Source organism: Nonlabens sp. MIC269 (assembly GCF_001430865.1).
Taxonomy (GTDB): domain Bacteria; phylum Bacteroidota; class Bacteroidia; order Flavobacteriales; family Flavobacteriaceae; genus Nonlabens; species Nonlabens tegetincola.
In genome coordinates this window covers 2,713,846-2,726,263 of the sequence record NZ_CP011373.1, presented here as the reverse complement: position 1 = coordinate 2,726,263, position 12,418 = coordinate 2,713,846, and the positions used below count along the sequence as shown (strand labels likewise).

General features: G+C 35.7%; 13 protein-coding genes and 2 tRNA genes. 7 read left to right on the top strand and 8 right to left on the bottom strand.

The window, feature by feature from the left end; translation table 11 throughout:
• Positions 1-13 precede the first annotated feature (13 nt).
• From dnaB to tgt, 5 genes are all read right to left on the bottom strand, one after another.
• Entirely contained in the window at positions 14-1,552 is a 1,539-nt protein-coding gene (gene dnaB / locus AAT17_RS12300; protein WP_042279399.1) for a replicative DNA helicase, read from the bottom strand.
• A 259-nt stretch (positions 1,553-1,811) separates the two neighbouring features.
• Positions 1,812-2,765, bottom strand: coding sequence for an acetyl-CoA carboxylase carboxyltransferase subunit alpha (locus AAT17_RS12295; protein ID WP_060524714.1), 954 nt, complete (start codon positions 2,763-2,765; stop codon positions 1,812-1,814).
• Positions 2,766-2,949: 184 nt separating this feature from the next.
• On the bottom strand, positions 2,950-3,861 hold the full coding sequence (locus tag AAT17_RS12290; protein WP_060524712.1) for a DMT family transporter: 912 nt from the start codon (positions 3,859-3,861) through the stop codon (positions 2,950-2,952).
• Positions 3,848-4,915, bottom strand: coding sequence for an LptF/LptG family permease (locus AAT17_RS12285; protein ID WP_060524710.1), 1,068 nt, complete (start codon positions 4,913-4,915; stop codon positions 3,848-3,850). The genes AAT17_RS12290 and AAT17_RS12285 overlap by 14 nt, the downstream gene beginning before the upstream one ends.
• Positions 4,916-4,917: 2 nt before the next feature.
• Positions 4,918-6,048, bottom strand: a complete 1,131-nt coding sequence (gene tgt / locus AAT17_RS12280) for a tRNA guanosine(34) transglycosylase Tgt (protein ID WP_042279403.1) — start codon at positions 6,046-6,048, stop codon at positions 4,918-4,920.
• Positions 6,049-6,256: 208 nt separating this feature from the next.
• Here tgt and AAT17_RS12275 point away from each other — a divergent pair, with 208 nt between their 5' ends.
• On the top strand, positions 6,257-7,102 hold the full coding sequence (locus AAT17_RS12275) for a transketolase (protein WP_060524709.1): 846 nt from the start codon (positions 6,257-6,259) through the stop codon (positions 7,100-7,102).
• Between the two features lie 19 nt (positions 7,103-7,121).
• Positions 7,122-8,075, top strand: coding sequence for a transketolase family protein (locus AAT17_RS12270; protein WP_060524707.1), 954 nt, complete (start codon positions 7,122-7,124; stop codon positions 8,073-8,075).
• Positions 8,076-8,139: 64 nt separating this feature from the next.
• Here AAT17_RS12270 and AAT17_RS12265 read toward each other — a convergent pair whose 3' ends face one another.
• Positions 8,140-8,766, bottom strand: a complete 627-nt coding sequence (locus tag AAT17_RS12265; RefSeq protein ID WP_060524705.1) for a hypothetical protein — start codon at positions 8,764-8,766, stop codon at positions 8,140-8,142.
• A 151-nt stretch (positions 8,767-8,917) separates the two neighbouring features.
• Positions 8,918-10,066: an FKBP-type peptidyl-prolyl cis-trans isomerase gene (locus tag AAT17_RS12260; protein ID WP_253279769.1), complete on the bottom strand. Its 1,149-nt coding sequence runs from the start codon at positions 10,064-10,066 to the stop codon at positions 8,918-8,920.
• A 75-nt stretch (positions 10,067-10,141) separates the two neighbouring features.
• On the opposite strand from AAT17_RS12260, the gene AAT17_RS12255 reads away from it, so the two are divergent.
• Genes AAT17_RS12255 through AAT17_RS12245 form a run of 3 tightly spaced genes read left to right on the top strand, consistent with a single transcriptional unit; the run spans position 10,142 to position 11,587 of the window.
• Positions 10,142-10,516 (top strand): RNA-binding S4 domain-containing protein, encoded by a 375-nt coding sequence (locus tag AAT17_RS12255; protein ID WP_060524701.1) that lies wholly within the window; start codon positions 10,142-10,144, stop codon positions 10,514-10,516.
• A gap of 1 nt (position 10,517) precedes the next feature.
• Entirely contained in the window at positions 10,518-11,099 is a 582-nt protein-coding gene (locus AAT17_RS12250) for an SAM-dependent methyltransferase (RefSeq protein ID WP_060524699.1), read from the top strand.
• The gene (locus tag AAT17_RS12245; protein WP_060524697.1) at positions 11,096-11,587 is read left to right on the top strand and encodes a phosphoribosyltransferase family protein; all 492 of its coding nucleotides are present in this window, start codon (positions 11,096-11,098) and stop codon (positions 11,585-11,587) included. Before AAT17_RS12250 ends, AAT17_RS12245 begins: the two co-directional genes overlap by 4 nt.
• Here the strand turns inward: AAT17_RS12245 and AAT17_RS12240 are convergent.
• Positions 11,579-12,100 (bottom strand): shikimate kinase, encoded by a 522-nt coding sequence (locus tag AAT17_RS12240; protein ID WP_060524695.1) that lies wholly within the window; start codon positions 12,098-12,100, stop codon positions 11,579-11,581. The two genes, AAT17_RS12245 and AAT17_RS12240, sit on opposite strands and share 9 nt — an antisense overlap.
• Before the next feature lie 108 nt (positions 12,101-12,208).
• On the opposite strand from AAT17_RS12240, the gene AAT17_RS12235 reads away from it, so the two are divergent.
• Positions 12,209-12,281: transfer RNA gene (locus AAT17_RS12235), tRNA-Lys, on the top strand.
• Positions 12,282-12,328: 47 nt separating this feature from the next.
• Positions 12,329-12,411, top strand: a tRNA-Leu gene (locus tag AAT17_RS12230).
• Positions 12,412-12,418 lie beyond the last annotated feature (7 nt).

Sequence of the window (12,418 nt, the reverse complement as noted above, 5' to 3'; positions counted from 1 at the left end):
TGAATTGTAATTTCTAAAAAGCTAGATCGTCATTATCAATTCCAAAAGCATCTCCTGGATTGGAAGGTCTTATTCCTGCATTATCAGATTTAAATGTATCGTCATTTGCTGCATTCATTTTGGAACCAATTTCCTGTGGTGATGAGAAAAAATCGTCCAAGTTATCGAACTTACCAAATTTACCTAAGAATTTCAATCGTATGCTATCTGTAGCACCATTACGGTGTTTTGCTACAATAAATTCACCTTGGTCTTTAGTAGGTCCACGATCATCATCATCCCATTCTTCTAGACCATAATACTCGGGTCTATAAATGAAAGAAACGATATCGGCATCTTGCTCGATGGCTCCAGATTCCCTAAGGTCTGAAAGTAATGGTCGTTTAGTACCACCACGAGATTCAACCGCACGAGATAACTGTGACAATGCAATTACAGGCACGTTAAGTTCTTTGGCCAGGGCTTTAAGGTTACGAGAAATAGTTGATATCTCTTGCTCACGATTACCACCTTTACTGTTTGTTTGTGCGGTCATTAATTGCAAGTAATCAATCATGATAAGCTTGATACCGTATTGTGATGCTAGACGGCGACATTTTGCTCTAAGGTCAAAAATGGATAACGATGGAGTGTCATCAATATAAATAGGAGCTTGTTCTAGATCTTTAACCTTTACATTAAGTTGTTCCCATTCATAGCTTTCTAATTTACCAGTACGTAGCTTTTCTGAACTTAATCCAGTTTCGGCAGAAATAAGACGTGTAATAAGCTGTACCGAGCTCATCTCTAAAGAAAAGAAAGCTACAGGAGTATTAGACCCAATCGCAATATTACGAGCCATACTTAAAGTAAAGGCTGTTTTACCCATACCTGGACGTGCTGCGATAATAATTAAATCACTAGGTTGCCAACCACTGGTTAGTTTGTCCAGATCAGTAAATCCTGTAGGAATTCCACTTAATCCATCGCGGTTTGCAATTTCTTCTATTTTTTGTTTTGCCTGTCGTACGAGATCCATTGCGGTCTCGGTACTTTTTCTAATATTACCTTGGGTGACCTCATATAATTTAGATTCGGCAGTATCCAGCAAGTCAAATACATCGGTAGATTCTTCATAGGCATCTTCAATAATTTCTGAAGAAATCGAAATAAGCTGCCTTTGAATATGTTTCTGTAGGATAATACGGGCATGATATTCAATGTGCGCTGTTGAGCTCACTAATTGACTTAATTGCACCAAATAATGATCACCACCAACTGCTTCAATACGTTCTTGCTTGCGTAATTGACTGCTTACGGTTAATAAGTCAATAGGTTTACCTTCTTTGAAAAGAATATCAATCGCTTCAAAGATGTGTTGATGGCTTTTTTGGTAAAAAACCTCTGGTGAAAGCAGGTCAATTACCTCATCTACACCTTTACCATCAATCATCAACGCACCTAGCACAACACGTTCTAAATCAACAGCTTGTGGTGGTATCTTACCTTTTTCAAGGGCAATAACCGGACTGTTTCCAGAGATTTTATTAGAACGTACTTGTATTTTTTCCATAGTTTTCAAAGGTAGTTTTTAAAGTAGGTTTATACTAGCTAGTCTATTCACCATTAACTAACAATCGTGTTTAAAAAGCATTTAATAACCTGTTAATAAGGTACAAAAAATTTTGTTAAATAGGAAGTTTACACTAGCTCAAAAAAAATTGTCATTTTTCTATATTACTATTTGTCGTTGATAACTTCTTTATTGAAAAAAAGCGCAAAAAAAGACGCCTTTATTTTCATAAAAGCGCCTAATATTTATGAGTTAAGAATTATCCTTTATACACACCCATATCAGCATATTTATCCATACGCTGCTCTACAAGTTTACTGGATTCTAATTCTTTTAATTCTGTGTAATGTCTCGTTATACAGTCTGCAACCGATTTGAAGATAGCATCACGATCTCGGTGTGCACCACCTAGAGGTTCTTTAAGTACCTCATCTACAAGCTTCATCTTTTTCATGTCGGTACTGGTAAGTTTAAGAGCCTCGGCAGCTTGTTCTTTATACTCCCAACTGCGCCATAAGATTGATGAACAACTTTCTGGTGAAATAACGGAATACCAGGTGTTTTCTAGCATCACAACTCTATCTCCTACTCCTATTCCTAGTGCTCCACCACTTGCTCCTTCTCCTATAATCATTACAATAATAGGCACTTTAAGTCGCGTCATTTCAAGGATATTGCGTGCAATTGCCTCACCTTGACCACGTTCTTCTGCTTCAAGACCTGGATAAGCACCTGGAGTATCGATTAATGCCACTACAGGAATCCCGAATTTCTCGGCACTTTTCATTAAACGTAACGCTTTTCTATAACCTTCAGGATTTGCCATTCCAAAGTTGCGGTACTGTCTTGTTTTAGTATTATAACCCTTTTGTTGACCTATAAACATATAGGACTGGTCTCCTATTTTACCTAGACCACCAATCATGGCTTTATCATCCTTTACATTACGATCTCCATGAAGTTCTAACCAGGTATCACCGCAAATGGCTTTAATATAATCGAGTGTATAAGGGCGATTAGGGTGACGTGATATTTGAACACGTTGCCACGGGCTTAGGTTTTTGTAAATTTCTTTACGAGTGGCCTTAATCTTTTTTTCTATTTTTTTAACCGTATCAGTCACATCAACCTCACTTCCTTCTCCTATCTCAAGTGTTTGCTTGTACTTGTCTTCTAGTTCCTTAATCGGTAATTCAAAATCTAAATATTCCATTATCCTTTTGGACTTTATAATTCGAAAAACAAATGTAGTAAAACTTAAAGTGAATAACGATGAGTTTTTTGGATTTGGGAACGGTTGTAAAACCCTGAAAAAGTCTTTAATAGATAATTCAAGACTATATCGGTTTTTAAAAACACTTATAAAGATGTCAAATATTAAACAACACTAGGAAGTTTTATTTACTTATTTGCTTCTTTTTAAGTCTTGTCTTTATGATACCATTTGCTATAATAACAAGTAGAATTACTACAGCACCTAAATAAAATTCTGGAGTCATTTGCTCTTGCTCTTTGAAAATAAAATAGGCAAGTAAAATTCCGTAAACCGGTTCTAGGTTAATGGTAAGCATCACCGTATAAGCACTTAATACTTTCATTACTTTAACGCTGGCAATAAAGGCATAGGCTGTGCACACGGAAGCTAGAATTCCCAACCATAACCAATCGTAAATAGACAATGCTACTGGAGCTACAAAATCTACTGGTAATATCAAGAAAAATAAAGAGAGTAGAACGACACCACTGGCCAGTTCATAAAAAGAAATAACGGTTGGATTATAAACTTTGGCCCAACTTACATTCATAATACTGAATACAGCGCTTAACAGTGCACTTGTCAATCCTAGCAAGATCCCTTCTACATAATTACTTTCTACCGTGAATATGTAATATAGTGCTCCAATAATAATAATCCCGAAAATTAATTCGTAGCCAACAAATTTTTTAGGTGTAAAAAGAGGTTCTAACAAGGCCGTGAAAAAGGCTCCTGTACTCATCATTGCCAAACAGATGGACACATTAGAAACTTTTATGGCACCAAAAAAAGTAACCCAGTGTAAGGCTATTACACAACCTGCCAAGCAAAATGATAGAATACGCTTTCGCGAAAGCGTATTAACTCCATCTCCTAGTAACGAGATCCCTTTGATCTTTATATAGATAAAAATAAAAATCACCGCTAGCAACATACGGTACCAAACCAAAGGAATGGAATCAATACTTATAAGAGCTCCTAAAACAGCGGTAAAACCCCAAATAAAAACAATGAGGTGTAAATGGAGATAATTAACTACTCTATCGTCTGGCATTACGCAATAAAAATATAGCTACAATTGCAAAAAATATATTTGGAAACCACACTGCAAACCACGGATTAAATGTGCTTTTCTCTGCAATGGTTCCAAAAACTTTGTCTAGAAATACGTAGGTCATGGCGATTACTAAACCTATGGCAAGATTCATTCCCATTCCTCCACGTTTTTTTACGCTACTTACTGCAACTGCTATAAGAGTAAAAATAAAGGCGCTTACAGGAATGCTGGTACGCTTGTACTTTTCTACATAGTATAAGTTCATGTTAGCGTTACCTCGTTTTTCTTCTTGTTTTATAAATTCATTCAGTTCCCAGAAATTTTTAGTTTCGGCTACGTATTCTACTGGTGTAAGTTCATCGATTTCAAAAGGTAAAAGAGTGTCGTACTTACCGTATTGTTCGATTTTTTCACTGTTTTCAAGAATAATACGTTTTTTAAAACTTGTGAGCGTATAGGAAGTGTCGTTAAACTGAATACTACTAGCCGAGATTTTAAATTTAAGTGAATCAGCTTCAAAATGTTCTAGGGTGAAATTGTAGCCCTTTTTTCTTGAAGGCTGGTAATTACTCACATAGATGTACTCATTATCATTAATTTGACGATAAACATCAGATGTTTTTTGACTATCTGTTCGTTTAAAGTACTTGTATTGATATTCATTAAATCCTTGAGCGGCATTAGGAACCAAAAAAGAACTAAACAACAAGGCCCCTGTACAAACTATCGTTGCACCAATTATGTATGGCTTAAGGAATCTATTGAATGAAACTCCAGAACTTAAAAATGCAATAACTTCTGTGTTATTAGCCAATTTTGATGTAAAAAACATCGTAGAAATAAACAGAAATAAAGGAAATAAAAAATTTGAAAAGTAAATAGTAAAATCCAGAAGGTACCACAAGGTCTCGTCAAGTGGTGCATTTTTACTAAGTATCTTTCCCACTTTTTCTGCAAGGTGCACTGTAACCATTATCGGTAGGAATAACGATAACAGCAGGATAAATGAACCTAAATACCTTTTTAATATGTATTTATCTAAAATATTCAATACTATAATCTATTGTCCATTTGTTTTACCATTTTATCCTTCCAGGTTCTAAAATCACCAGCAAGTATGTGTTTTCTCGCCTCACGCATAAGCCATAGATAAAAAGTAAGATTGTGCAAGGTACATATTTGTTTACCTAACATTTCGTTAACGGTAAAAAGATGTCTTACGTATGCCTTGCTATAATATTGATCTACCCAAGCAGTACCGTGCTCATCTAGTGGTGAGAAATCATCGGCCCACTTTTTATTTTTTACATTCATGGTACCATTGACTGTAAAAATCATACCATTTCGTGCATTACGAGTAGGCATTACACAGTCAAACATATCTACACCTAGTGCCACATTTTCCAATAAATTTATAGGAGTACCTACACCCATTAGGTAACGCGGTTTATCTTTTGGAAGAATAGCTGTTACCACCTCGGTCATAGCATACATTTCTTCAGCTGGTTCACCTACTGACAAACCACCTATTGCATTACCTGGTTGATCAGCATTGGCAATAAATTCAGCACTTTGAGCTCTTAAATCTTTATACGTACTACCTTGTACAATAGGAAATAAGGTTTGGTTATAACCATATTTACTAGGAGTATTGTGAAAATGATCGATACATCTTTTTAACCATCGATGGGTCATGTGCATGGATCGACGAGCATAATTGTAATCGCATGGATAAGGAGTACATTCATCAAATGCCATAATGATGTCTGCACCAATGGTACGTTGAATATCCATAGCGCTTTCCGGTGTAAAGAAGTGGTAAGAACCATCGATGTGTGATTTAAATTTCACACCAGCTTCTTTAATTTTTCTATTTGCACTCAAGGAATAAACTTGATAACCACCAGAATCTGTAAGAACTGGTCTATCCCAATTCATAAATTTATGAACACCACCGGCCTTTTCGAGAATTTCAGTTCCTGGTCGCAAATACAAGTGGTAGGTATTTGCCAGAATTATATCTGGATTAACCACATCTTTAAGTTCATTTTGATGTAAACCCTTTACCGTTGCAAGGGTTCCTACAGGCATAAATATGGGCGTTTCAATTGCACCATGGTCAGTGTGAACTACACCAGCCCTAGCCTGGCTGTTAGGATCGTTATGTAATAAGTCAAATTTCATGCGTGGCAAAGATAGGTTTTAACGTGATTTATACGACTAGTTAATTCAATTCATCTAAGTTAAAGACCATTTAAAAAAATAATCAAGTCTTTAACTTTCCAGGATTCTATTAAATTGTTTGCTACTCGTTAATAATTGACTGTGCAAAATTCGTAAAAAGGAAGATTAGAAACGTACTTTTGCAGTATCATCAAATTAAACAATTAAAATGGCTGATATACAGCAATTAAAAGACATCGTAACCCAAGTACGCCGCGACATCGTACGACAGGTTCATGCAGTAAACAGTGGTCACCCAGGTGGATCCCTAGGCTGTGCAGAGTTTATCGTTACTCTCTATAATGAGATCATGGATCACAATCCAGATTTTAGTATGGATGGAGTTAATGAAGATTTATTTTTCTTATCAAACGGGCACATATCTCCCGTTTACTACAGTGTCCTTGCGAGAGCTGGATATTTCCCTGTAGAAGAGTTAAATACTTTTAGAAAACTAAACACTCGCCTACAAGGACATCCTACCACTCATGAAGGTCTACCAGGTATACGCATTGCTAGTGGTTCACTAGGACAAGGAATGAGTGTAGCTATAGGTGCTGCTCTTGCAAAAAAATTGAATAACGATGACAAAACCGTTTTCAGTTTGCATGGTGATGGCGAACTTCAAGAAGGTCAAATTTGGGAAGCTGCCATGTACGCTAGTGCAAATAATGTAGACAATTTAATCGCTACAATCGATGTAAATGGTCAACAAATTGATGGCTCTACAGATGCTGTATTATCACTAGGTGATCTGAAAAATAAATTTGAGGCTTTTGGTTGGGAAGTACTTACCATCGAAAAAGGAAATGATATTGAAGCTGTGGTAAATGGAGTACGTGAGGCTATTTCGCTTTCGCGAAAGCGTAAACCTATATGCATCCTGCTTCACACTGAAATGGGTAATGGTGTAGATTTTATGATGGGATCACACAAATGGCATGGTGTAGCACCTAATGATGAGCAATTAGAAAGTGCTCTTGCTCAAAACCCAGAAACTTTAGGAGATTACTAATCAAAATCTGTTCACCATTATGAAAGTTTACGAAAACACAGGAAATAAGGACACGAGATCAGGTTTTGGAGCTGGTCTTACTGAACTAGGAAATAAAAATGAGAATGTAGTGGCTCTTTGCGCCGATCTTACAGGATCATTGAAAATGAATGAATTTGCAAATCAGCACCCAGACCGTTTCTACCAAGTAGGAATTGCAGAAGCCAATATGATGGGTATCGCTGCTGGTTTAACAATAGGTGGCAAAATTCCTTTTACAGGAACATTTGCTAACTTTTCAACGGGTCGTGTTTATGACCAAATCAGACAAAGCATCGCTTATTCTGATAAGAATGTAAAAATTTGTGCATCACACTCTGGTCTTACACTAGGAGAAGATGGTGCTACACACCAAATTCTTGAAGATATCGGTCTTATGAAAATGCTTCCAGGAATGACTGTAATAAACACTTGTGATTACAATCAGACAAAGGCGGCAACGATTGCTATCGCAGATCATCATGGACCTGTTTACCTTAGGTTTGGACGACCTAAAGTAGCTAATTTTACTCCAGAAAATGGAAGTTTTGAAATTGGAAAAGCTGTTCATTTACAAGATGGAAAAGATGTCACTATAGTGGCAACTGGACATTTAGTTTGGGAAGCTCTAGAAGCTGCTAAAGAATTAAATGAAAAAGGTATATCTGCCGAGGTGATTAATATTCACACCATTAAACCTTTAGATGAAAAAGCTATTTTAGATTCAGTAAAGAAAACAGGTTGTATCGTAACAGCAGAAGAACACAATTATCTAGGTGGACTAGGAGAAAGTGTTGCACGCACACTTGCACAGCACCATCCTACACCACAAGAATTTGTTGCTACTCAAGACACCTTTGGAGAAAGTGGAACTCCTGCTCAATTACTTGAAAAATATGGCTTAAATGCTGCAAATATCGCAGCCAAAGCTCAACAGGTAATTAAGCGCAAGTAATTGTAATTAACACTATTATAAAACTGTATCTAATAGTACTTACTTTTAGATACAGTTTTTCTTTTTAAAACCTATAAGCAACTTTAGGCATTAAAGTCCAAGATGTCAAATTTTTTGTTATTCCACGCTCCATTTTAAAGGGTGTATATTGTAAATCTATGGATATAAACAAAACACTCGAATCCTTAAACTCAAAGTTATAACTTAAAGAACTGAGTGCTAAAAAGGAATTTATACTGCTGTAATCAAGCTCTTGTGCAGCGCTATTAGTAACAGGATCTAAAAAGATTGAAGCCATCCCCATTCCAAATCCTAAATCCAATGCAGAAGACGGATAGCTTAATAACGTCTTATTTAATCTTAGTGAAGCATTTAATATAGTTGTGGCTTCTATTTCCTCATTTCTTTGTTCACCTTGTAAAAGAAAATAGTTGTTTTGCTGCGGTACTACTAATTGTAATGAAGCCTCTATGCTACGATGTTTTCTTGAGTTTGGAAACTGAAGAGATAATTCAAAAGAAGGCGACACATCAATAAATTGCCCTAATTCTGACGATGGAATATACGCTCCTACTCCAACCTTCAAAAATGGGGTTTCTATTGGCAAGGAATTCGGATTTTGGTTAGCCTGGGCATTAACCAAAGAATGATTAGAGATAATTAAGATTATAATAATGACTAAATTTTTCATGACTACTAGTTTAAAATTCGTGAGTAAAACTATGAGTCATCTTGTCCTATTTAATTTGATTAAATAGAAAAGAAAAATTTTGAAACTTGTGTTTTTTACAAACTCAACTCAAAAAAAAAAATCTACCTGTTGGTAGATTTTTTTATTCTATTTATGAGTCTGCATCTAGATAATCTGGTATTCCGTCACCGTCACTATCTCGTGCATCATCTGGGTTTGTATTACCATCAGGATCTGCATTTTCCTGACTAGTTGGGATCCCATCACCATCATCGTCTGGATCTAAATAATCAGGAACTCCATCACCATCAGTATCTACTGCATCACCTGGTAAAAAGTTACCGTCAGGATCTGGGTTTTCAAATCTATTTTGAATTCCATCACCGTCTAAATCAATATTTACTTCGTCTGCATCAAGGTAGCCTGGTATTCCATCACCGTCTAAATCTTCTGCATCATCAGGATTCCCATCACCGTTAGGGTCTGCATTTTCAAAGATGGTACCTACTCCATCTCCATCGTCATCACGATCCTCAAAATTAGCAATACGGTCGCTATCCGTATCATCATTAGTAGTTGTGATCAGTTCATCATTATTAGGATCCTCATATCTAGATAAAATACCATCATTATCATGATCATTGATTTTAACAGCATGAACTTTGAAAGTAAAAAGTAAAGGCGAATATGCAGGAATTCCAGTAGGAGAACTATTAAAATAGGCAATACCACTAGGCATAAAAACCGCACCTATACCACTACCGTCAAAGGTAATAGTACCATCGGGATTTGCCGTTACCGATTGAGAACCCTTAAATTCTTGTGCTGCTCTAGCAAAACCTTCAATAGATCTAGGTAAATCAAACCAAATTGGGTTTTGTGCTGCATCAAATAAAGTATTATCCAATAGTCTACCTTCGTAACTCACTAAAGCACTATCTGCATAAGTTATTTGTGGATCACTAAGATTACCTTCTCTTAATTTAAGTAAGTAATAAGTATAATTAACTCCTTCTCGTTCTATAGTACGAGTTTCGACCTGATTAATAAGTGGTGTTTGAGTAGTAGGATCATCGATTTCTCTCAAAATGATGTCAACGTCATTGGTAGGGCTAGCTACAAAATCATCTTCATTATAATAATGAGTTTGTAGATAATCTAAAAGCGCCGCTTGATCTTCTAGATCTACTTCGTCTCTATCTCGTATTTGAATACCTGCATCATCGTCGTCATTATTACATGCAAAAACCGCAAGTACAAAACCAGCTAATAAGCCTAGTCTTAAAAGTTTTTTCATCATACTTTTTTTATTAGTGGTCAAAGATAGCATTTCTCGCTATTTTTGTTGTGTTAACGAGTGATAATAAGACATCTTATGCGAATAGATAAATTTTTGTGGTCTGTACGATACTTTAAAACACGGAGCAAAGCAACTGATGCCGCAAAAAAGGGTCGTATAAAAGTGAATGATGTAGCTGTAAAACCATCTAGAGATGTCTACCCTGGAGATTTAATCACCTTGCGTAAAGATCAAATTGAATATAAAGTAGAAGTTATAGATCTGCCTGCTAATCGGGTAGGTAACAAATTAGTTGATCTTTATAGAGTAGATCGTACACCAAAGGAAAATTTTGAAGCTCGCGATTTAGTTAACCTCAGCCAAGATTACTACCGCCGTAAAGGAGAAGGAAGACCTACAAAAAAAGACAGACGTGATTTAACTGATTTACTTAATCAAGAAGAGGAGTAACATGGAATTAGATCAACGATACTGGAATGATAGGTACCTGAATAACACCGCAAAATGGGATTTGGGTCAAATTTCAACTCCAATTAAAGAATATGTTGATGGAATCACTAATAAAAATGTAAAGATTCTAATACCTGGTGCAGGGAATTCATACGAGGCCGAGTACCTACATAAAATAGGATTTAGCGATATTACCGTTATTGATATAGCCAGTGAACCTCTTTTAAATTTAGAAAGTAGACTCCCAAAGTCTCATAACCTTAAACTCATAAAAGAAGATTTCTTTAATCATCAGGGTAACTATGATTTAATTATCGAACAAACGTTTTTATGCGCATTGGAATTACGCTTTCGCGAAAGCTACCCTATTAAAATGAGTGATTTACTCAACAGCAATGGAATACTTGCAGGTGTTTTATTTACCATAGATAAGAATCGAAGTGAACCTCCTTTTGGCGGAACAATGGAAGAATATCGTAAATTATTTGAACCACTATTTAAAATAGAGACATTAGAACCTTGTTACAACTCTGTTCCAGACAGAAAAAACAAAGAAGTGTTTATACAATTTAAAAAGAAATGAATACAATTTTAACACACGATCAAGTTCAACATAAAATTCGCCGAATCGCTTTTCAAGTCGCAGAAGTTTTTTATGAAGAGCATGAAATAATACTTGCAGGAATTAAAGGGCAAGGCTTCCAATTTGCCTCACTTTTGAAGGCTCAATTAGATTCTATACTACAAGGAACAGTGACTATATGTGAAGTGAAAATTGATAAGAAAAATCCTCTATCTCCTATTTCTACTTCTCTAGATTCAAACTTATATAAAGATAAAGTTGTGGTCTTATGTGATGATGTTCTAAATAGTGGATCCACCTTAATATATAGTGTAAAACATTTCTTAGACACTCCCATCAAAAAAATGAAAACTGCTGTACTTGTGGATCGTAATCATAAAAGATATCCTGTAAAAGCTGATTTTAAAGGAATCTCATTATCTACAAATTTAAAGGAACACGTTGAAGTTTTCTTTGATTCCAATGAGAGTAAAGTCTTACTAAAATAATAGAGCAACAATCTCTCGAGAAATATCATCAATTGTCTTATTATCGGTATTAATTTGATGCTGGGCTTTAGAATAATACTGCCTGCGTTCAAATAGATGTTTTCCAATAAACTCCATAAGTTCATTTTTATCGGATATAGAGGACAATAACGGTCGTTTATTCATTTCCTTGTATAATCGACTAGTCAAACTAGGAATACTAGCTTGTAAATAGATAGTAATATGTCCTAATTGATTGAGGTATTCCATATTGTTGTAATAACAAGGAGTACCACCACCTAAAGAAATAATTTGATATGTGCTAGATTCAGCTAAATCGGTTAAATATGTGCGTTCTATTTTCCTAAAATATATAGCTCCTTTTTCTTGGAATATTGAATTGATACTTTTTTGCTCCATCTTTTCTAAATAGTCATCTAGATCTATTTGATCCATTCCTGTTAATTGACTTAATTTTTGGGCAATCGTACTTTTACCGCTACCCATGTATCCTAAAAGAAAAATTTTTTTCATTCTCAAAACCTTGATTATTAAAGGGATTCAAATTTGTTTCAAAATTAATTCAAAAAGTTGTTTGTAAATCAATAATAGGTAGTATATTTGCACCCGCAAACGCGCAATGACTTGGTAGCTCAGCTGGTAGAGCATCACACTTTTAATGTGAGGGTCCTGGGTTCGAACCCCAGCCAAGTCACAGATTTTTCAAAAACAAAAGCTCTATTTTCATAGGGCTTTTTTTCTACCCGGGTGCTGAAATTGGTAGACAGGCACGGTTGAGGGCCGTGTGCACTAGTTGCGTGTGGGTTCAAGTCCCATCCCGGGTACTTAAAG

Excerpts from the sequence above, each read along its gene's own strand:
- dnaB (WP_042279399.1), bottom strand. The coding sequence starts at position 1,552 with ATGGAAAAAATACAAGTACGTTCTAATAAAATCTCTGGAAACAGTCCG.
- AAT17_RS12295 (WP_060524714.1), bottom strand. The coding sequence starts at position 2,765 with ATGGAATATTTAGATTTTGAATTACCGATTAAGGAACTAGAAGACAAG.
- AAT17_RS12290 (WP_060524712.1), bottom strand. The coding sequence starts at position 3,861 with ATGCCAGACGATAGAGTAGTTAATTATCTCCATTTACACCTCATTGTT.
- tgt (WP_042279403.1), bottom strand. The coding sequence starts at position 6,048 with ATGAAATTTGACTTATTACATAACGATCCTAACAGCCAGGCTAGGGCT.
- AAT17_RS12275 (WP_060524709.1), top strand. The coding sequence starts at position 6,257 with ATGGCTGATATACAGCAATTAAAAGACATCGTAACCCAAGTACGCCGC.
- AAT17_RS12270 (WP_060524707.1), top strand. The coding sequence starts at position 7,122 with ATGAAAGTTTACGAAAACACAGGAAATAAGGACACGAGATCAGGTTTT.
- AAT17_RS12265 (WP_060524705.1), bottom strand. The coding sequence starts at position 8,766 with ATGAAAAATTTAGTCATTATTATAATCTTAATTATCTCTAATCATTCT.
- AAT17_RS12260 (WP_253279769.1), bottom strand. The coding sequence starts at position 10,066 with ATGATGAAAAAACTTTTAAGACTAGGCTTATTAGCTGGTTTTGTACTT.
- AAT17_RS12255 (WP_060524701.1), top strand. The coding sequence starts at position 10,142 with ATGCGAATAGATAAATTTTTGTGGTCTGTACGATACTTTAAAACACGG.
- AAT17_RS12250 (WP_060524699.1), top strand. The coding sequence starts at position 10,518 with ATGGAATTAGATCAACGATACTGGAATGATAGGTACCTGAATAACACC.
- AAT17_RS12245 (WP_060524697.1), top strand. The coding sequence starts at position 11,096 with ATGAATACAATTTTAACACACGATCAAGTTCAACATAAAATTCGCCGA.
- AAT17_RS12240 (WP_060524695.1), bottom strand. The coding sequence starts at position 12,100 with ATGAAAAAAATTTTTCTTTTAGGATACATGGGTAGCGGTAAAAGTACG.